We start from the raw sequence: 19,798 nt of genomic DNA on the forward strand, positions 1-19,798 counted from the left end.
TTTTCGGAAAAGCACCATGCGTAGGCTCATGGGGTAAGAATGGTTGTTCCGGTCGTCCTGCGACCTTCAAGGTCGGAATGCGCCCTGCCGGCATCCCTAAGCGCGTAGCGCTGATTGATCTTGATCTTGACCGCACCGCTGAGCACGATTTCGAACAACGCGGCGGCGGATGCTTCCAGGTCTTCGCGTTTGGCGTTGTAGACGAACAGCGTCGGACGGGTTGCGAACAGCGAACCTTTCTGCGCCAGCAACGACATGCTGAACGGCGGGACCGGGCCTGACGATTGACCGAAGCTGGCGAACATGCCGAGCGGCTTCAGGCAATCGAGCGAGGCAGGAAAGGTGTCGTTGCCGACCGAATCATAGACGACGTCGCACTTCTTGCCGCCGGTGATGGCGAGGACGCCGGCGACGAAATCCTGCTCGCGGTAGTTGATGACATGGTCGAAGCCATGCGCCTTGGCGAGCTCGATCTTGTCGGTAGAGCTGGCGGTGCCGATCACGGTTGCGCCAAGATGCTTTGCCCATTGGCCGAGGATCAGCCCGACACCGCCGGCCGCCGCGTGAAACAGGATCGTGTCGCCCGCTTTCACCTTGAAGGTACGGCGCAGCAGATACTCCGCCGTCATCCCTTTCAGCATCATGGCGGCCGCCTGTTCGTCGCTGATGCCGTCCGGCACCTTCACGACGCGGTCGGCGGCGATCACGCGCTGCTCGGCATAGGCGCCAGTCGTCACGGCGTAGGCGATGCGATCGCCCGGCTTCAGCCAGTCGATATCCGCGCCCACTTCCAACACCAATCCGGCCGCCTCGCTGCCGGGTATAAGCGGGAAACCGCCTGGCGGCGGATAAAGGCCGGAGCGATGATAGACGTCGATGAAATTGAGGCCGATCGCCGTGTGTCTGACCAGGATTTGCCCCGAGCCGGGTTGGCCCGGCTCGGCGTCCTCATAGGTCAGAACCTCCGGACCGCCATTGGCGTGGATACGGATCGCTTTGGACATTTTCTGGCTCTCTCGGGATTAGGCGCTCTTGGGGATCAGGCTTTCTTGTCATCCGGCTTGGCGCCGAGATTTGGAAAGAGCTGCATGATACCGCCGATGCAAGCGAGGTAAAGCCCGGTGACCGTGATGCCGATCTTGGTGAAGACACTCACCTGCTCGCCCAAAACGCCGATCTGGTCGTAGAAGGCGGCAAGAGCCGCCTGCGCCAGGGCCAGCGCTCCGAAAGCGCACCATAGCAGCGTCATGCCAAGGTTGATCGGGCGCAGCCGCACCACCCGCACCGGGTGGATGAAATAGATCGGCATGAAGGTCAGGATGCCGGCCACCACGACCACGGCGAAGGAAACCCATTGTCCCGGATCGATGACGAACAGCGTGAACACCACCATGTTCCAGACCACCGGAAACCCCTTGAAAAAATTTTCCTTCGTCTTCATGCCGGTGTCGGCATAGTAGATCGCGCTCGATACCACGATGATCGCCGCCGACAGGAACGACAGGCCCTCGCCCATGAAGCCACGCTGATAAAGCGCGAAGGCCGGTATCAGCACGTAGGTCACGTAGTCGATGATGTTGTCGAGGAGTTCGCCCGACCACGTCGGCAGGATTTCCTTGACCTCGAGTTTCCTGGCGATTGGCCCGTCGATACCGTCGACGAATAGCGCCAGTCCCAGCCACCAGAACATCGCTGTCCAGCGCTGCTCGCTCGCAGCCACCAGCGACAGGAATGCCAGGAACGACCCCGACGCGGTCAGCAGGTGGACCGAAAACGCGCGTGCCTGCGGCCACGTGACTTTCTTTTTCGGCCTTGGAATCCTGTCCGTGATTTTCCTGGCCGTTATTTTTTTACTCACGGGCCCCGCCAGTCCAGCTTGCAGATTTCGGCCGAGCGGCCGGCAAAATTCCAGTTGCGGCCGAAGGCCCGCATCTTGCTCTTGTCGGACCTGGCCACGATGATTTCCGGTGCGATCCAGTACTCCGAATTGCTGATCACCGTATCCTTGTCGCGGTCCTTGCCGGCAATCGGCGTCACCGCCCCATCGATGATTTTCGGTATCTGGAAGACCCGCGTCCTGTCGCGCGTCTCATAAGTGATCGGCGCTTGCTCGACGCCGAGGAACTTTCCGACCAAGATGGAGAGCAGTGAGGTGGTTCCGCCGGCCTTGCCGGTGAAAATTTTCGTCAATGCCTTGACCGCATAGACCGAGGCGCGCTTGTCGATGAACAGTCCGGCCGTCCAGTTGCCGCGGCTCATATAGCCGGGGATTTCCATGACCAGCCCAAGGTTGAGACCGGACAGGTCGACCTCGCCGAAATGGCCGGCATCGATGCGGAACCCTGCCCAGGTCTGACAATAGCCCTCGGTCGGCGGATGATTGCCGAGAGACAGCACGCAAGGGCAAAAAACCGTGCAATTGCAGGAGAGCACCAGCTCTCCTTTCATTGCCCAGCTTTGATCTGCCATCGAATTCTCTCCCCTTATGCCGAGACTACTAGCAGGGCGGTTGCCCAGACAAGCAGTATCGCACCGGCGACCCGGGTTGGCAGCCTGCCCGCCGTCTGTTTTTCGATCAAGGTGAACAGGCCGATCAGCGCCATCCAGAACACGTTCATCACACCGACAGCGAACATCACCAGCATCAGCGCCCAGCAGCAGCCGAGGCACCAGACGCCTTGCTCCATGCCGAGCCGGAAAATGCGGTCGGGCCTCGCGCTCCAGTTCGAAAACAGGATCGAGAACGGGTTTTTGCATTTTGTCAGGCAGGCTTCCTTCAGGCCGCTGAACTGGTAGAGGCCGGCAACCAAAAGCGCGGCTGCTCCGGTCGCTCCGACCACTGGATCGAGCATCTGCACAGATGAGGCGAAGGTGTGGACGGCGAGCGTCAGCGCCGCAAACACTACCGACGCAGCCAACCACACGCTGAGGTAACCGGCGACCAGGACCAGCGGATGGACGACCGGTTCGCCCTTGATCCGCGCAGTATCGGCGATCTCGCAATAGGTACGGATCATCGGCGCCGCCGAGGGCAGCATGGTGGCGATCGCCATCAGGAACCACATGACGATGAGCGCTCCGGCCTGCGCGCCGACGCCTCCGTCGAGCGGCGCGGGTGCGAGACAAAGGGTGAAGAAGCGCTCGAGAAAATCCGGCAGCGGCAGCTCCGGCAGATATCTGAGCATCGTGTCGCCGGGTGCATCGATGCCGGGAACCCGGCTTTCGGCGCCACGTATCGCCATGGCGCCAAGAAGCAGCCATGCCAGGAGGACGCCTGCCCCCAAGACGATGTTCACCGTCAGTCGAGGATTGCGCGAGACGCTTGCCGTGGCACGGCCGACACGGTCGAGATGGCTGAAATCATGGTCTTGGCCGGTCATGGCAAATCGAATGGGCCGAATCGCCGCGTTGATCAAGCCGCATGATCTGACCTATATGCCTATCAGGTCGGACCGACCGCCTCGCCTCGCAACCGGGAAGCCGAATTTGGACCATCGGGAGACAGCACGGATACTGGTTGCCGGCAGCGGCCCGGCAGGGCTGATTGCGGCGCTTGGCTTCGCAGATGCCGGCTTTCCGGTGACGCTCGTCGGACCTGAGGCAAATAGCCAAGACGGCAGAACGACGGCCTTGATGAACCCGGCCCTGAAGATGCTTGAGCGGTTGGGCGTCCTCGACGAGGTGAGATCCCAGGCCGCAGCGCTGAAGGTGATGCGCATCGTCGATGCAACCAGCCGGCTGATCCGCAGCCCGGTGGTCATTTTTCGCGCCAGCGAAATCGGCGAGGAGCAGTTCGGGCTGAATTTACCCAACAGCGCGCTCAACCCCGCGCTTGCCGGGGCTGTTGCCGCGCATTCCGGCATCGAATGGCGAAAATTGATGGTGGAGAGCTGGCGCCTCGACGCCGATCATGCCCATGCGGTCCTGTCTGACGGCAGTGAGATCGCGGCATCGCTGGCGGTCGCTGCCGACGGGCGTCTGTCGCCGGCCCGCGAGGCTGCCGGCATCTCGACATCCGCCCGTTCCTACCCGCAGGCGGCATTGGTTCTCAATTTCGGCCACCGCAGCGATCACGCTTTCACCTCGACCGAATTCCACACCGAGACCGGTCCGTTCACCCAGGTTCCCCTGCCCGGCAACCGGTCCAGCCTTGTCTGGGTGGTAGAACCGGAAACAGCGAAGGAACTCGCCGCATTGGACGACGCGACGCTTTCGACGCGGGTCGAACTGCGGATGCAATCGATGCTGGGCCGGGTGTCTGTCGAGCCCGGCCGGCAGATCTACCCGCTTTCGGGCGTGACGCCGCGGTGCTTCGCGCGTAACCGGGTGGCGCTTGTCGGCGAAGCCGCCCATGTGTTCCCGCCGATTGGCGCGCAAGGTCTCAACCTTGGTATCAGGGACATCGACGATCTGATTGGAATTGCTTGCGAAAACAGGCCCGATCCAGGCGCCGTCAAGGCACTTGCAGCTTATGATTTCAGGCGTCGGCCCGACATTGTGGCACGCAGCAGCGCGGTCAACCTGCTCAACAAGTCGCTGCTCTCGGACATGCTGCCGGCACAGATGGCCCGAAGTGCCGGCCTCGGCGTGCTCGGCGGCTTCGCGCCGCTGCGCGCCTTTTTCATGCGCGAGGGCTTGCTGCCCGGCAGTGGTTTTGCGGCGCTCGCCGGCGGATTAAGGAAACAAATCCGGCGGTAGCACGCCCTCGGGCGGGGCTAGCCCGTAGATTGACGGGGCGTCAAGCGCTTCGGCATTGAATTGACGCGGCGTCTGCGCCAAATAGAGCCAGGCATCAGCCCTAAAGTCGGGCTCGATTTTTGTAGCGTAATGCGTAAATTCAAGGTCTTAGGGAGTCTGCGCATTCCAAGGCCGCACGGCATTCCCGGGACTTAGTGGTGAGTACGATGAAGACAGCCAAATTCTCGATCGGACAGGTGGTTCGCCACCGGCTGTTTCCGTTCCGCGGCATCATTTTCGATGTCGACCCTCAGTTCGCCAACACCGACGAATGGTACGAGGCGATCCCCGCGGATGTGCGGCCGCGCAAGGACCAGCCCTTCTACCATTTGCTCGCCGAGAATTCGGAAACGGAATACATCGCCTATGTGTCTGAGCAGAACCTGCTCGAGGATCAGTCTGGCGAACCGGTGCGGCATCCGCAGATCGGCGAGATGTTCGACAAGAGACCGGACGGGCGCTACGCGCCGAGACGCCAGTCAAGACATTGACATGACGAGATTGCGCGCCTGACCGGGATCAGAAATGGCCGGCCGGAACGAAAAAAGCGGGGCATGACCCCGCTTTTTTCTTGTTCGCTTGAGCGCGATCAGTTGGCGGTCTTCGCCTTGTCCTGCTCTTCCTTGAGCTTCTTGGCGAAGTCCTGGTTGTTCTTGGCAACAAAATCCTGAAGCTTCTTCTGCCGATCCTCGATATCCGACTGCTGCAGCGGCGGCCCGTCGAAGGCGCCGCTGAAGCCGGTCAGCGCGATCTTGATCGGGTTCGGCTGGTTCTGGAAATTGACCGAGGTCAGCGTCAGGTTCGAACCCTTCTTGAAGGAGGCGACGAGCTGGTCGGTCAGCGGCACTTCCGCCACGCAGCGGTCGGGGAAGCAGATCACATAATCGAGCTTCTGCGCCTTCCCGGTATCGATCTGAAGGCCAATGCCGGGAGGAACCAGGCGACCGGTCGGAACCGTCACCTGAAACACCTTGCGGTTTACCTTGCCCTTCAACTCGATCAGGCTGACGCCGGTGACGAGCTGGCCGTTGCCGGCAGTGGTGATGTTTTGGACATTGCAGATGTCGACGTCTTCCTGCTTGGTGCAGGCTTTGAACCAGCCCTGCGGAATCTGCTGTTGCTGCTGCGCAAAAGCAGCAGGAAGTTGTGCGCCCAAAAAGCCGACCACGCCAGCGGCCAGGACCGACAGGCGGTACGCGTTGCTGTTCAGGCTCGTCATATCGTGAACTTCCTCTCAAATAATCCCAGGGCCGGCTTCTTCGCGCCGTGTGGTCCAGCTACCTGTTGCCAAAATGAGGCAACAGAATGACTCGGACGGCGTGTTACACCGCAAGTGGTGCCGAATCCAGCCCGATACTCGCAATTCTTGAACTCGCGATTGGCCGCCAGGTGGCCGGCTCATGTTAGGGTGCGCTCCGAATCATCAAGCCGACCCAGTAAGGAGACGGTCATGGGCCGCGTTCTTGTTTGGCTGATCGCCGCGATCTCGTCTATCACCCTTTCGCTTCAGCCAGCTCTGTCGGAGCCGAAACACGCGATTGCCATGCAAGGCGAGCCGGCGCTGCCGGCCGACTATACGCATTTCAACTACGTCAATCCCGATGCGCCCAAAGGCGGCAGCATCACCTATTGCGTCGTCGGCAGCTTCGACAATCTCAACCCGTTCATCTTGAAGAGCCTGCGCACGACGGCGCGCGGAATGATGGATAAGATCTTCGGTAATCTCGTCTTCGAGCCGCTGATGCAGCGCAATGACGATGAAGCGTTCAGTCTTTACGGCCTGCTTGCCGACACTGCCGACATGGATCCAGAGCGCAAGAGCATCGAATTCCACCTGGATCCCAGGGCCAAGTGGTCGGATGGCCAGCCGGTGACTGCGGAAGACGTGCTATTCACTTACGACGTCTTTACCGAAAAAGGCCGGCCACCCTACAGCGCCCGTATGAGCATGGTCGCCAAACTCGAAAAAATCGACGACCGCAGCGTGCGCTTTACATTCAACGACAAGGCCAACCGCGAGACTCCGTTGATTATCGCGCTGACGCCAATTCTGCCGAAGCACGCTTTCAACAAGGAGACGTTCGACAGGACCACGCTGAAACCTGTGATCGGCAGTGGCCCGTACACCGTGGCGCAGGTGGCGCCCGGCCAGCGGATCGTGTTCAAGCGCAACCCAGATTATTGGGGCAAGGACATCCCCACCAAGCGCGGTTTCGATAATTACGACCAGATCACCATCGAATATTTCCTCAACGCCAACGCCAAGCTGGAAGCTTTCAAGAAAGGCATTTGCGCCATCGATGACGACAGCGATCCGGTCAAGCGCGAGCGCGATCTCAACTTCCCGGCCTTCCACAAGGGCGACGTGATCGCCGAAACGTTCGACACCGGCATCCCGCCAGTGGTGACGGGGTTCCTGTTCAATACACGGCTGCCGAAGTTTTCCAGTCCGGTCGTTCGACGCGCGCTCGGCATGCTCTACGACTTCGAATGGGCCAACAAGAACTTGTTCGGCGGCAAGTACATGCGCACCATGAGCTATTGGCAGAATTCCGAGCTTTCCGCGCTCGGCCATCCGGCCGACGATAGGGAAAAGGCGCTTCTGGCACCCTACCCGGGCCGTGTGCCGGCCGATGTCATGGACGGTACCTGGCGGCCACCCGTCGCCGACGGCTCGGGTCAGGACCGCAAGGTGCTGAAGGCCGCGTTCGATATATTGAAAGGCGCGGGTTATACCTTGCAGGATGGAGCGATGCACGATCCAGAGGGGAAACCCTTCGGCTTCGAGATCCTGACCGCCTCGCAGAACGAGGAGCGTCTTGCCGCCATCTACCAGCGCACGCTGGCGAAGATCGGCATCGATGTCACCATCCGCAGCCTTGACGGCGACCAGATCCAGTCGCGCAAGCAACGTTTCGATTTCGAGGTGCTGATCGGCACCAGCGGCTTCGAGAACTCGCTGTCGCCCGGCATCGAGCAGGTCGGGCGCTGGGGATCCGCTGCCGCCAATGCCGAAGGGTCATTCAACCTCGCCGGCGTCGCCGATCCGGCAATAGATGCCGCACTTACGGCGATGCTCGACGCCCGCAGCCGCGAAGATTATGTTGCCGCCGTCCGGGTTCTCGACAGGTTGCTGATCTCCGGCAACTACATGGTTCCGATGCAGCACAACACGCAGCAATGGCTTGCCTACTGGAGCTACCTGGAACATCCTGAAAAGACGCCCATATCAGGCTATCGACTGCCGACGTGGTGGCGCAAGGCGAACTGAACACAATCCGAACCGAAGGTCCGCGTCAGCGAAAACTAGACCCCCGGTTCTGCTTGCCGACCTCCGGATGAGGTCATGCCCAAAAGAAAAGCTTCCCCTCCTGACAGGAGATCATGATGAGCGAACTGAACTCCATCACCGTCGACGTCGTGTCCGACGTCGTCTGCCCGTGGTGCTTCATCGGCCAGAAGCGGCTCGACAAGGCGATTGCCGCGGCAAGCGATATCGACGTGCATATACGCTGGCGGCCGTTCCAGCTCGACCCGACCATCCCCCCCGAAGGCAAGGATCGCCGCGAATACATGGTGGCCAAGTTCGGCAGCGACGAACGCATCCGCGAGATCCACGCCCGCATCGAGCCACTGGGCGAAGCCGAGGGGATCAACTTCGCCTTCGCCGCCATCAAGGTCGCGCCCAACACGCTGGACGCGCACCGTGTCATCCGCTGGGCTGGTGCCGTCGGCGAGGTCGTGCAGAACCGGCTGGTGCGACGTCTGTTCCAGTTGAATTTCGAGGAAGGCGCCAATCTCGGCGACCATCTCGTGCTGATCAACGCCGCCCGCGAGGCCGGCATGGATGCATCCGTGGTCGAGACGCTTTTGCCGACGGACGCCGATGTCGAGGCGGTGCGCACCGAAATCGCCACCGCTTCGCACATGGGCATTACGGGCGTGCCGTGCTTCCTGCTTGAAGGCAAGTATGCGGTGATGGGCGCGCAAGACATCGATACGCTCACCGACGCCATTCGCCAGGTTGCGGCGGCCAAGGCGCGGGGTGAGATGGAGAAGGCGAACTGAATACACCGTCACCTTAAAAATCGGTGGCCGTTGCTGCTGGTGCGGGTCAATCCCTTGGCTGGCTGACTTGCAGGAAACGGCCCCTAGCTCCGGCTGTTTCCGTGGGCGAGCTTGGCGACATCGCTGCAGCAGCGCTTCAGCCAGCGCCATTTCCGGTCACTTTTTCGGCCGCCGCCAGGTCGACATGCCAACAAAGACGTGTCGAAGACGGCACGTTTTTGCGCGCCTCTGTCTTCCGCAGCATAAAATCGGCTGATCGACTTTTCACAAAGCTGTGTGAAGGGCTTCCCTAAGGGAAAGTGCTCGCGTTCGCATATGTGGGCCGACAAGCCATTGAAATTATAGGGACAATATGCCTTCGGGAACGAGACCGCATGACATGGCGGTCCTGAATTCTGTTGCTTGATGGCAACGCCGAGTGGGTCAATCCACCGGTAGGCCGAGAAAAGATAATGGAAAATGATCAATTGGTGTTACTGTCTGTAACAAAACTAAAAGAGGTTTGGGCGGATAGTGATTCGGGTCGGTAGACCAGAGCGACATTCAATATCGGAAAAATGGCTCCGCGGTGCCGCAAGGCCGCCGCTCCTGACACCGGTTTCCTCGATGCGCAGCTTCTGGGGACTGATGCGGGCCTACTGGTTCTCGGACCGCTGGGTGGAGGCCTGGACGCTAACGCTGGTCATCGCGCTATTCACCGCGCTCTCCAGCAAGGCTGGCGTCTGGTTCGCCGAAGCATCCGGGGAACTGGTCAACTCGATTGCCTTTTATCACGATGCCGCGAACACCACGCCGCTCGCATCGCTGCTTACCAACGCCGGCATGCTCATCCTTCTGGTCGTGCTCAAGGACGCGGGCTTTACCGGCATCCGCACCTTTGTCTCGGCGACGCTGCATCGCAAATGGCGCGGCTGGCTGGACAGCCGTTTCAACGAAGCGCTTCTCGACACCAACCATACGCATTTCCACGCCCAGCATGGGTCCTCCGGCGCCGCCGCTCCCGACAACATCGACCAGCGCGTCCAGGAATCGATCAAGGACATGACCGGCGGAGCCATCGGCCTCGCCATTGGGGTCATGGCTGTCGCCACATCGCTTTATTTCGTCGGCCAGAAACTGCTTGAAACCTCGGTAGAGGTGAAAGGGCTTGAGTTCCTCGGCAGCTATGGCAGCGCGGTCCTGGCTTTCCTGGCGGTCGCCATATACGTGCCACTGAACACCTGGATCGCGGTGAAGGTCGGCAGACTGCTGGAACGGCTCAATATCAGGATGCAGCAGTCCGAAGGCAGTTATCGCGGCGAGCTGACCACGTTCCTGCGCCGTAGTTTCCACGTCGCCGCGTCACAGGGCGAAAATGTGCAAAAGACGATGCACGACCGGCTTTATGTCGACATCGACCGCACCTGGGCGCGGCTGAACATCGTCAACACCGGCTACCGTTCGTTCGAGCTGATCTACAATTTCATCGGCGCCCGCATTGTCGCCTATGGGCCGGGCCTCGTGCCTTACATCCACAACCGTTTCGACCTCAAGGGCTACATAACCGGCTCAGAGATGGTCAACTCGCTGATCAGTCAATGCTCGTGGTTCATCCATGTCATGCCTTCCATCGCGGCGCTGCGGGCTAACAGCCAACGCGTGACTGAACTCGCCAACGCGATCGAAAATGTCCAGCATCCGCAGGAATTCTACAGTCTCACCGGCTACTCCGATTTCCGCTACGACCGCCAAAACCCGGTTTTCGGCTTGACCATCCAGAAGCTGGAGCTGACCCATCAGGGCGAGGACGCCTCGCCCTTCCTGAGCGCCGCGAATTTGCGCTTCCGACGCGGCGAGTGGACGTTCCTGAAGGGTGAATCAGGCTGCGGCAAGACATCGCTGATCAAGGCGATCAACGGCTTGTGGCCCTATGGCCGCGGTACCATCGTATTCCCGGAAGGGGTCGAAAGTTTCTATGCCGCCCAGGAGGTCAAGCTGCAGCAGGTCTCGCTGAAGCAACTGGTCTGCCTGCCCGGCTCAGAGCACGATCACACCGACGCGCAGGTTGCGTCGGCTCTGCACAGAGCGGGCCTTGGCGATTTCATCGAACACATGGCTGATGAAAGCCGCGAGGGAATGAACTGGGACCAGGTGCTTTCGGGTGGCCAGAAACAGAAGCTGGTTGTCGCTCGTATCGTCCTGCAACAGCCGGGCCTGCTGTTCCTCGACGAAGCGACCGGCGCGCTCGATCCCGAAGGGAAGATCGCTTTCCATCAGGCGATCAAGGACAATTGTCCAGACGTCACGGTGATCTCAATCATGCACGAGGCCGTGCCGCCAAGGTCGCTTTCGGGCGCCGAATTCTACCACAGCATCGTTACCATCGCGGACGGTGTCGCGACCAAGAAGCCGTTGGCGCCAAGCCTGCCGGTCGAGCTCACCACCATCCTCGCGCACCCAAGGCCGGTCGAGGAAAAATGGCTGCGCTTCCCTCGCCGCATCAGGCAGAAATAGCGGCGACATGACGATTGATGCCCATTGTCGGGTCCTGCCTCGCCGCAGCGCATCCGACAGCGATCACAGTCTTGCCATCTGACCCATCCGCAGCCGTTTTCAGCCGCCATTGCGATTGACTCGGCCGGGCGCCCTCCTATGTTCCGCCAGCTTGCAGCGCAAATGACGCTGTAGCACTTTTGATTTTGGGCATGATCCTCTTCCGAAAGCCGAATTCGATTTTCGGGGTCATGCCTTGACCCGCGAGCAGAAAGGTCACCGCGCCATGCCTGGCGACAGTCACAGTCGAACGCAACCGCCGTCCGCCTGAACGTGACCTGACCGGTTCACGTCCTGCCGGGCGGCAAGGAGTGAGCCATGAACGAATCTTCCCTCGTAGCGCGCGGCGATGCCACCGCGATCGCCCGTATCCTCGCAAACGATCATGTCGCCGACATTGTCGAGGCACTGAACCGGGAGCCTCGCGAAACAGCGACGGAACTGCTCTGTGAAGTGCCCTTCGAGCGGCTGGTCGAGATATTCGACCAGCCCGAGCTTGATGGCGCGTCCGAGCTCGTCGAGGCGCTGCCTCGTGTCAAAGCGGGTAGACTCCTCGCCGCCATGTCGGTCGACCGCGCCGCCGACATATCGCGCGATCTGGCGGAGCCGGCACGTAGCGAGCTGCTCGACGGCCTCGCGCCGCCGTTGCGCGCGACGCTGCTAACGATTCTTGGCTATCCCGAAGGCAGCGCCGCCTCCATCATGACGACGGAATATGTCAGCGTGCCCTCGGACTGGACCGTGGGCCGTACGCTGGACCATATCCGCAAAGTGGAGCGGACCCGCGAGACCGTCTACGCGATCTATGTCGTCGACCCGCGGACGCACGTCCTCGTGCGCTCGACCGGGCTGCGCCGGCTGATCACCGGCGAGCCGGACGATCCGATCGTGGCGATCGCTCCAGATCGCTTGCCGGTGACCGTTTCGCCGCTGACCGACCGCGAAAAGGTTGCGCACCTCATCTCCAAATATGACCTGCTCGCTGTCCCGGTCGTCGAGAACGGGGAGATACTCGGCATCGTCACCGTCGACGACATCATCGACACGATGATCGAAGAGACGACGCAGGACGTCCATCGTTTCGGCGGCATGGAGGCTCTGGAAGAGCCCTACATGAAGATGAGTTTTCTCGCCATGATCCAGAAACGCGCCGGCTGGTTGTGCGCGCTGTTCATCAGCGAGATGCTGACGGCCAATGCGATGCAGAGCTATGAAGGCGAGTTGGAGAAGGCTGTTGTGCTGACCCTGTTCATTCCGCTGATCATGAGCTCCGGCGGCAATTCCGGCTCGCAGGCGACCTCTCTGGTCATCAGAGCGCTGGCGTTACGCGAGATCGGCCTTGACGACTGGTGGCGGGTGGCCCTGCGCGAACTGCCGGCCGGACTGGTGCTTGGATCGATCCTCGGCGTCGTCGGCGTCTGCCGCATCACGTTGTGGCAGTATCTAGGCCTCTATGATTACGGCCCGCACTGGCAACTGATCGCCGCAACCGTCGGTGCTGCACTGGTCGGGATCGTCACCTTCGGCTCGCTGTCGGGATCGATGCTGCCGTTCGCCCTGAAGCGGATCGGCTTCGATCCGGCCAGCGCGTCGGCCCCGTTCGTCGCCACGCTTGTCGATGTCACCGGATTGGTGATCTATTTTTCGGTGGCGCTGGTGATCCTGCGCGGCACGCTGCTGTAACAACTCTCGCGCTTCCATCGCGGCAATCTCGCTGCCGCGATGGGTTCTTGGCGCGTCAGACGCGATCGCCGTCCTTCACCCGGTAGGTCGGCTTGTACATGGTGACGAGTTCTTCCGCCGCGGTCGGATGCACGGCCATCGTGCGGTCGAAGTCATCCTTGGTCAGCCCCGCCTTCAGCGGAATGCCGAGAAGCTGCGCCATTTCGCCGGCATCCGGCCCGAGGATATGGGCGCCGAGCACCTTTTTCGAGGCGCCGTCGACCACCAGCTTCATCAGCATCTTTTCGTCGCGACCGGACAGTGTATGCCGCATCGGGCGGAAGGTGACGCGGTAGACCTCGATGTCGGAAAAACGCTTTATGGCCTCGTCTTCCGACAGGCCGACCGTACCGATCTCGGGCTGCGAAAAGACAGCGGTGGCGATCGTATCGTGGTCGGGCGCGGTCGGGTTGCCCTTGAAGACGGTCTCGACGAAACACATCGCCTCGTGGATCGCCACTGGCGTCAACTGCACGCGGTTGGTGACGTCGCCGATCGCCCAGATGTTGTCGATATTAGTGCGGGAGTATTTGTCGACATGGATCGCGCCGGTCTTCGACAATTCAATGCCGACACCTTCCAGACCCATGTTCTCGGTGTTGGGCAGACGCCCGATGGCGAGCATGACCTGATCGATCGTCAGCACCTCGCCCCCAGTGACGACGGCGTCTAGCCGTCCGTCCGGGCGCTTCCTCACCCATTCGGATACAGCATGGCAAAGGATCCTTATCCCCTTCTTTTCCATCGTCTCGTGCAGCATGCGCCGCAGATCAATGTCGAAGCGGGAGAGGATCTCCTTGCCGCGATAGACAAGCGTGGTGTCGACGCCGAGGCCGTGAAAGATGTTGGCGAATTCGACGGCAATATAGCCGCCGCCTTCGATCATGATTGCCTTCGGCAATTCCTTCAGGTCGAAGGCCTCGTTGGAAAAGATGCAGTGCTCATGGCCGGGCAGAGCGGGGTGCGGTGCCGGGCGGCCGCCGGTGGCGATAAGAATCTGGTCGGCGGTGACGGTGCGGTCCTCGCCGAGAAGATGCACCACATGGGGATCGACCAGCATGGCGCGCGACTGAAACGTCTCGCCGCCGGCGCCTTGCACATTCTTCCTGTAGATAGCCTCCAGCCGGCTGATCTCGCGATCCTTGTTGGCAACCAGTGTTTGCCAGTCGAAGCTCGCCTGCGGCACGGTCCAGCCATAACCGACGGCGTCGGCAAAGTGTTCGGGAAACTGGGAGGCATAGACATAGAGCTTCTTCGGCACGCAGCCGCGAATGACGCAGGTGCCGCCATAGCGGTATTCCTCGGCAATGCCGACGCGCTTGCCGAGTGCTGCCGCAATGCGCGCCGCCCTCACCCCGCCGGAGCCGCCGCCGATAACGAAAAGATCGTAGTCGTAACCGGCCATGGTGCGGCTCCTTGCCCTTCAAAATGTCTGAGACAGGTAGGCTGCAAACCATCAAAAGAAAAGCCCGGACCACCACGCCACGCATGCTGTCGGATGTGCGCAACGGCGGCCGGGCTTCCGGTCCAGCAGCGATAACGCCGCCGGAAAATATGCTCAGTTCTTCGGTGCTTCCGGCTGCGTGCCGTCAGCAGGAGCCGCGGCATTTGCCGGTGCTGCGGCCTTTGCCGCCGCGGCCAGCGTTTCGCCGACCTGCTGGGCGAGATCGCGAGCGACACCGTTCTGCCAGATATCGGCGGCCTTGAGCAGTTCACGCGTCACGGCCGGGCCGCTGTCGAGCAGCTTCTTGCCGGAATCGGAATTGTAGAAAGCGGCGATTTCGGTAAGCTCTTTTTCGGAAAATACCTTGGCATAGGCCATGGCTGCTTCTTTCTCGAGATCGGCGCGGCGCGAGGCCAGCGCCATCGCCTTTTCGCTGATGGTCCTGCCGATCAGCTCCTGCATGTCCGGATTCTTTTGGATAAGCTGCTGCTGAAGCGCGGCGGCGGCCTGCGGCAGGATGTTGTCGAACGGGTCCGTGGCGTGGATAGCCGCGACCGCGGCGCGCGCCGCCTTCAGATGCCCGTCGGTGACGTCCTGCGAAAACGCCGGCGATGAAAACGCAAAGACGGCTGAGGCTGCCAGAACGGCAGAAAAACGGCGAACCCGGTTATGCAACATCATGATCGATAGAACTCCCTGGTTTTCGGGCGGCATAGACGGTTTGGGTGCCGTCGCCCGCGATGATAGCCGTTGATGCCAGCCCGATGAAAAGACCATGCTCGACCACGCCCGGAATGGCATGGAGAGCATTCGAAAGCGCTCTTGTATCCGGAATGCGGCCAAAAGATGCATCGAGGATAAAATGGCCGCCGTCTGTAACAAAAGGCTCGCGCTCCGTCATCCTCAATGTGACGGGACCGGAAAGGCCGAGCCTTCCGGCCGCCGCGGCGACCGCGATTTCCGTGGCACGCAGGCCGAATGGGTTGACCTCGATGGGGAGCGGAAAACGGCCGAGCGTCTCGACCATCTTCGAACGGTCGGCAATGACGATCATGCGGGCGGAAGCCGCCGCCACGATCTTTTCGCGCAGCAGCGCACCGCCGCCGCCCTTGATCAATGTCAGCGCCGGATCGATCTCGTCGGCGCCGTCGACGGTAAGGTCGAGTTCAGGTGTTTCCTCCAGCGTCGACAGCGGCACGCCAAGCTCGCGGCAAAGGATGGCGGTGCGCTCCGAGGTCGGCACGCCGACAATAGTGAGGCCGGTAGCGACCTTTTCGGCGAGCAGCCGCACGAACTCTTCCGCCGTCGAGCCGGTGCCGATGCCCAGCCGCATGCCGTCGCTCACATGGGCAAGTGCTGCCCGTGCGGCTTCGACCTTCAGTTGCCTCGCATCCATGCTGCGTGTCGCGCCCCAAAAAATTTGTTTCGGCGCTCCTAGCATTTTTGCAAGTCCGGTCAAAGACCTTGGCTGTGGATTGACTGAGCCGGCTTGCCTGAATGGATCGCAGCGGCTATCGCCTGCCAACGAAGCAATCGCCACAGGACAGGCCATGACCCGACCGATCATCGTGTTCGACCTCGACGGGACGCTGATCGACACAGCGCCGGACCTGCTCGACAGCCTCAACCACAGCCTTGCCGCCAGCGAACTCGCAGCCGTCGATGAGGTCGGCTTCAGGCGCTTCGTCGGCCATGGCGGACGGGTGATGATCGAGCGCGCCCATGCCGCGCAGCAGAGATCGCTGGAAAGCCAGGAGCATGATCGGCTGCTGAAACTGTTTCTCGATCATTACACCGATAACATCCCGGGCAAATCACGCCCCTACCCCGGCGTCGTCGAGACGATCGCCCGATTCGAGGCAGCCGGTTATCTCTTGGCCGTCTGCACGAACAAATACGAAGCCAACTCGGTGGCACTGATCGAGGCGCTCGGCCTGGCGAAGCATTTCGCAGCGATTTGCGGTCAGGACACGTTTGCGTTCCGCAAGCCCGACCCGCGCCATCTGACCGAAACCATCGCCCTGGCCGGCGGCAATCCACATCTTGCGCTGATGGTGGGTGATTCGCAGACCGACATCGATACAGCGAAAGCCGCCGGCATTCCCGTGGTGGCGGTCGATTTCGGCTATACCGACCGCCATGTGCGCGAATTCGAACCGTCAGCGGTGATCTCGCATTTCGATGCGCTGACGCTTGGCCTGGCAGAACGCCTGATTGCCGCTGCGGGGCGTTGAGCGATGGCGACCGGCCGCTCCCGGCGGGGGTTGCATTCGGTCTTCGTCGGAACGCCAGGACATCGCCTTGACTTCCCCGGGCTGCCTCCCTTATATCGCGGCGCGCTTGGCCTTCGGGTAACGAGCGGGCGATTAGCTCAGCGGGAGAGCACACCCTTCACACGGGTGGGGTCGCAGGTTCAATCCCTGCATCGCCCACCAATATCCGCTTCCGGAACAAAGCTTCCATCCGCTTCGCAACCGCTTTCGCTCCGAAGTTCCGCCTCATCGCCAGGTTTGCCACGACCCGGTTCATGCGATTCGCCAGGCAGCTGGGTACACATCACTAAGCGCTATCCACCCTGTGGAATCACTCAAGCTGCATATTGAACGCGGCCTAGGAGAAAGTTGACGGACGACGAAATCGTCCTAGGTGAGCTGCTATCTCAATAGTGGTATCCCGGGAATTGACGAGAGGAAATCGCCGTCGACCTCCTGCTCCGACCAGGTGAAACAGCGCAGTTGCAAATGCTTCCGGCTTCCGCAAACATTGCTGAATCCCATCAAGGGCCCGTAGCGGCCGACCCGAAACCAAGACGCTGGCTTCCGGCCCGGTGTCCTGGCGGGCCTCGGGGATGCACCTTGAATTCAGTCAGCGTCCGTCAAAAGGGAGGAATAGCCAATGAACCTGACAAAACACCTCGCCGGTGTGATGATCGCGTCTGCCTGCCTGTGTATGCCCGCGCTGGCGCAGACGAAGTTGACCATGTGGTATCACGGCGCCGGCAACGAGGTGGAGTCGCGAACGCTCAACCAGATCATCTCAGACTTCAACACCAGCCAGTCCGATTGGACGGTGAGCATCGAGAGTTTCCCAGAGAAGAGTTATAACGATTCCGTCGCGGCGGCGGCGCTGGCGGGCAACCTGCCCGACATCCTGGATGTGGACGGGCCCATCATGCCCAATTGGGCCTGGGCCGGCTATCTGCAGCCACTGCCGATCGACGAGAGCGAATTCGCCGACTTCCTGCCCGGCACCAAAGGTGTGTGGAACGGCAAGCTCTATTCGGTCGGTCTGTGGGACGCGGCGGTGGCGCTTTTTGCACGCCAATCGACACTGGACGAGTTGGGCCTGCGTACCCCGAGCGTCGACAAGCCCTGGTCGAGTGAGGAATTCATGGCCGCGCTCGATGCCGCCAAGGCCTCCGGCAAGTATGAATTTGCCCTCGATCTCGGCATGAACGACCAAGCCGAGTGGTATTCCTATGCCTTCTCGCCGTTCCTGCAGAGCTTCGGCGGGGACATCGTCGACCGTTCGACCTACCGGACCGCGGAAGGCGCGCTGAACGGCGAGGCTGCACAGGCCTTTGGCAAGTGGTGGCAATCGCTGTTCAGCGGAGGCTATGCGCCTGGCACCAGTGAGGACCCCGCCGATCAGCAGACCGGCTTCATCGACGGCAAGTTCGCCTTCCAGTGGAACGGCAACTGGCGCGCGGTGGCGACGATGGCGGCCGTGGATGACGTTGTTTTCCTTCCAGCACCCGACTTCGGCGCGGGCAACAAGATCGGCGCGGGCTCATGGCAGTTCGGCGTCTCGGCCAAATCCAAGCATCCGGAAGGTGCTGCCGAGTTCATCAAGTTCGCCGCGCAGGACAAATATCTGGCCGCCTTCTCCGACGGCATCGGCCTGATCCCGCCCACGCCCTCGGCGGCACAGATGACAAAGAACTACAAGGATGGCGGCCCGCTCGCGATGTTCTTCGACCTCTCTAAAGCACAAGCTCTGGTGCGCCCGGTGACCCCGGGCTACGTGGTCCAGGCCAAAGTCTTCACCAAGGCACTGGCCGACATTGCCAATGGTGCCGATGTGGCCGACACGCTTGATGCGGCGGTCGACGAGATCGACGCCGACATCGAAAGCAACGGCGACTACGGCCATCGGTAATTCTGTCGCGACGGGGTCCTCGCCGGCCGCGGACTCCACGCTTTCTGGCCTCCTGGGCGGATATCGCAAATGGCGTCGAAACTAACCCTGTCGAACCGGACGGGCTGGACATTCGCCCTGCCGGGCTTCGCACTCATCTTCACATTCATCGTCCTGCCGTTTTTCTTCGCGATCGGTCTCTCATTGACAAATCAGCGGCTGCTGTCACCGAACCCCACCCAGTTCGTCGGGTTGGAAAACTATCGTCAGCTCCTGGGCCTTGCAGTGGTGACCCTCGAGCCAGAGCGCAACGATGCTGGCGAAGTGGTCCGAGACGAGGCCGGCGAACTCCAGTACCCTCGCCTGCGTGCGATCACCCGTAGCGACGACTATCCCCAATATCGCGGCATGCGTGAGTGGTTTCGCTGGCAGTCCGGCGAGAACGTCATGGTCGTCATCGCCAGCGACGTTGTGTTCATGAAGGCGCTGGTAAACACCTTCCTGTTCGTCCTGGTCGTGGCGCCGGTGCAGGGCGGCCTCGCGCTTATGCTTGCTTTGCTGATCAACCAGAAGCTCAGGGGCATCAGCGTATTCCGGACCATCTACTTCATGCCGGTGGTGGTCTCCATCGTCGTGGTCTCGCTTCTCTGGCGGTTCATCTATGACGGCCAGAACGGGCTGTTGAACAGCATCCTCCAGGGTCTCAGCTTCGGCCTCTTTCAGCCCGTCGACTGGCTGGGCGATTCCTCGACTGCGCTACCCGCGATCATGGCCATGTCGATCTGGCAGGCCGTCGGCTTCCATATGGTCATCTGGCTGGCCGGGTTGCAGACGATCAGCCCCACGCTCTACGAGGCCGCCGCCATCGAGGGGGCTTCGAAATGGCAGACCTTCCGCTATGTCACCTGGCCGGGCCTGCGCAACACCGCCGTGCTCGTCCTGGTCGTGATCACCATGCAGGGCTTCGCGCTCTTCGCCCAGATTGACGTGATGACCAACGGCGGCCCGCGAGACAGCACCCAAACCCTCGTCTTCCAGGCGGTCGAGCGCGGTTATGGCAAGCAGGACATCTCGGGCGGCTCGACCATCTCGGTCATCCTTTTCGCGATCGTGCTCGCGATCTCACTCATCCAGCGCTGGCTGACTCGGGAGCGTTAA

At 61.2% G+C, this 19,798-nt stretch carries 17 protein-coding genes and 1 tRNA gene; 10 read left to right on the plus strand and 8 right to left on the minus strand.

Going from position 1 to position 19,798, the window contains the following annotated elements; all coding sequences use genetic code 11:
• Positions 1 to 26: 26 nt before the first annotated feature.
• The 4 genes from EOC93_RS10135 to EOC93_RS10150 are packed head-to-tail and all read right to left on the minus strand — an operon-like array spanning position 27 to position 3,380.
• Complete coding sequence (locus EOC93_RS10135; protein ID WP_126106589.1) at positions 27 to 1,004, minus strand: quinone oxidoreductase; 978 nt, start codon at positions 1,002 to 1,004, stop codon at positions 27 to 29.
• Between the two features lie 35 nt (positions 1,005 to 1,039).
• A complete protein-coding gene (pcsA, locus tag EOC93_RS10140) occupies positions 1,040 to 1,858 on the minus strand; it encodes a phosphatidylcholine synthase (protein WP_164547211.1) in 819 nt (272 codons plus the stop codon).
• Positions 1,855 to 2,469: a DUF1326 domain-containing protein gene (locus EOC93_RS10145; RefSeq protein WP_095486803.1), complete on the minus strand. Its 615-nt coding sequence runs from the start codon at positions 2,467 to 2,469 to the stop codon at positions 1,855 to 1,857. The genes pcsA and EOC93_RS10145 overlap by 4 nt, the downstream gene beginning before the upstream one ends.
• A gap of 14 nt (positions 2,470 to 2,483) precedes the next feature.
• The gene (locus tag EOC93_RS10150) at positions 2,484 to 3,380 is read right to left on the minus strand and encodes a DUF2182 domain-containing protein (protein ID WP_127204527.1); all 897 of its coding nucleotides are present in this window, start codon (positions 3,378 to 3,380) and stop codon (positions 2,484 to 2,486) included.
• A 106-nt stretch (positions 3,381 to 3,486) separates the two neighbouring features.
• Here EOC93_RS10150 and EOC93_RS10155 point away from each other — a divergent pair, with 106 nt between their 5' ends.
• Both EOC93_RS10155 and hspQ read left to right on the plus strand, forming a co-directional pair.
• Positions 3,487 to 4,698 (plus strand): UbiH/UbiF family hydroxylase, encoded by a 1,212-nt coding sequence (locus tag EOC93_RS10155; RefSeq protein ID WP_127204528.1) that lies wholly within the window; start codon positions 3,487 to 3,489, stop codon positions 4,696 to 4,698.
• A 206-nt stretch (positions 4,699 to 4,904) separates the two neighbouring features.
• A complete protein-coding gene (gene hspQ / locus EOC93_RS10160) occupies positions 4,905 to 5,228 on the plus strand; it encodes a heat shock protein HspQ (protein WP_164547210.1) in 324 nt (107 codons plus the stop codon).
• A 98-nt stretch (positions 5,229 to 5,326) separates the two neighbouring features.
• Here the strand turns inward: hspQ and EOC93_RS10165 are convergent, their stop codons facing one another.
• Positions 5,327 to 5,956: an invasion associated locus B family protein gene (locus EOC93_RS10165; protein ID WP_095486806.1), complete on the minus strand. Its 630-nt coding sequence runs from the start codon at positions 5,954 to 5,956 to the stop codon at positions 5,327 to 5,329.
• Positions 5,957 to 6,187: 231 nt separating this feature from the next.
• On the opposite strand from EOC93_RS10165, the gene EOC93_RS10170 reads away from it, so the two are divergent.
• The 4 genes from EOC93_RS10170 to mgtE all read left to right on the plus strand — a co-directional run bounded on the left by EOC93_RS10170 (position 6,188) and on the right by mgtE (position 13,020).
• The gene (locus tag EOC93_RS10170) at positions 6,188 to 8,008 is read left to right on the plus strand and encodes an extracellular solute-binding protein (protein ID WP_127204529.1); all 1,821 of its coding nucleotides are present in this window, start codon (positions 6,188 to 6,190) and stop codon (positions 8,006 to 8,008) included.
• A 116-nt stretch (positions 8,009 to 8,124) separates the two neighbouring features.
• The gene (locus tag EOC93_RS10175) at positions 8,125 to 8,805 is read left to right on the plus strand and encodes a DsbA family protein (RefSeq protein WP_127204530.1); all 681 of its coding nucleotides are present in this window, start codon (positions 8,125 to 8,127) and stop codon (positions 8,803 to 8,805) included.
• A 606-nt stretch (positions 8,806 to 9,411) separates the two neighbouring features.
• Positions 9,412 to 11,298, plus strand: coding sequence for an ABC transporter ATP-binding protein/permease (locus EOC93_RS10180; RefSeq protein WP_164759105.1), 1,887 nt, complete (start codon positions 9,412 to 9,414; stop codon positions 11,296 to 11,298).
• 357 nt (positions 11,299 to 11,655) lie between these two features.
• Entirely contained in the window at positions 11,656 to 13,020 is a 1,365-nt protein-coding gene (mgtE, locus tag EOC93_RS10185) for a magnesium transporter (RefSeq protein WP_127204532.1), read from the plus strand.
• Between the two features lie 55 nt (positions 13,021 to 13,075).
• Here mgtE and gor read toward each other — a convergent pair whose 3' ends face one another.
• From gor to rpiA, 3 genes are all read right to left on the minus strand, one after another.
• Positions 13,076 to 14,464 carry a glutathione-disulfide reductase gene (gor, locus tag EOC93_RS10190; RefSeq protein ID WP_127204533.1) on the minus strand — a complete coding sequence of 463 codons (1,389 nt, stop codon included), beginning with the start codon at positions 14,462 to 14,464 and terminating at the stop codon, positions 13,076 to 13,078.
• A gap of 153 nt (positions 14,465 to 14,617) precedes the next feature.
• Entirely contained in the window at positions 14,618 to 15,184 is a 567-nt protein-coding gene (locus EOC93_RS10195) for a DUF2059 domain-containing protein (RefSeq protein ID WP_127204534.1), read from the minus strand.
• The gene (gene rpiA / locus EOC93_RS10200) at positions 15,171 to 15,899 is read right to left on the minus strand and encodes a ribose-5-phosphate isomerase RpiA (RefSeq protein WP_126106582.1); all 729 of its coding nucleotides are present in this window, start codon (positions 15,897 to 15,899) and stop codon (positions 15,171 to 15,173) included. Before rpiA ends, EOC93_RS10195 begins: the two co-directional genes overlap by 14 nt.
• A gap of 154 nt (positions 15,900 to 16,053) precedes the next feature.
• Here rpiA and EOC93_RS10205 point away from each other — a divergent pair, with 154 nt between their 5' ends.
• The 4 genes from EOC93_RS10205 to EOC93_RS10220 all read left to right on the plus strand — a co-directional run bounded on the left by EOC93_RS10205 (position 16,054) and on the right by EOC93_RS10220 (position 19,798).
• Positions 16,054 to 16,737, plus strand: coding sequence for a phosphoglycolate phosphatase (locus EOC93_RS10205; protein WP_095486814.1), 684 nt, complete (start codon positions 16,054 to 16,056; stop codon positions 16,735 to 16,737).
• A 126-nt stretch (positions 16,738 to 16,863) separates the two neighbouring features.
• Positions 16,864 to 16,938 (plus strand) — tRNA-Val (locus EOC93_RS10210).
• A gap of 460 nt (positions 16,939 to 17,398) precedes the next feature.
• Positions 17,399 to 18,661, plus strand: a complete 1,263-nt coding sequence (locus tag EOC93_RS10215; protein WP_127204535.1) for a sugar ABC transporter substrate-binding protein — start codon at positions 17,399 to 17,401, stop codon at positions 18,659 to 18,661.
• A 69-nt stretch (positions 18,662 to 18,730) separates the two neighbouring features.
• The gene (locus tag EOC93_RS10220; RefSeq protein ID WP_127204536.1) at positions 18,731 to 19,798 is read left to right on the plus strand and encodes a sugar ABC transporter permease; all 1,068 of its coding nucleotides are present in this window, start codon (positions 18,731 to 18,733) and stop codon (positions 19,796 to 19,798) included.

It is taken from the genome of Mesorhizobium sp. M6A.T.Ce.TU.002.03.1.1, assembly GCF_003997275.1.
Classification (GTDB): Bacteria; Pseudomonadota; Alphaproteobacteria; order Rhizobiales; family Rhizobiaceae; genus Mesorhizobium; species Mesorhizobium mediterraneum.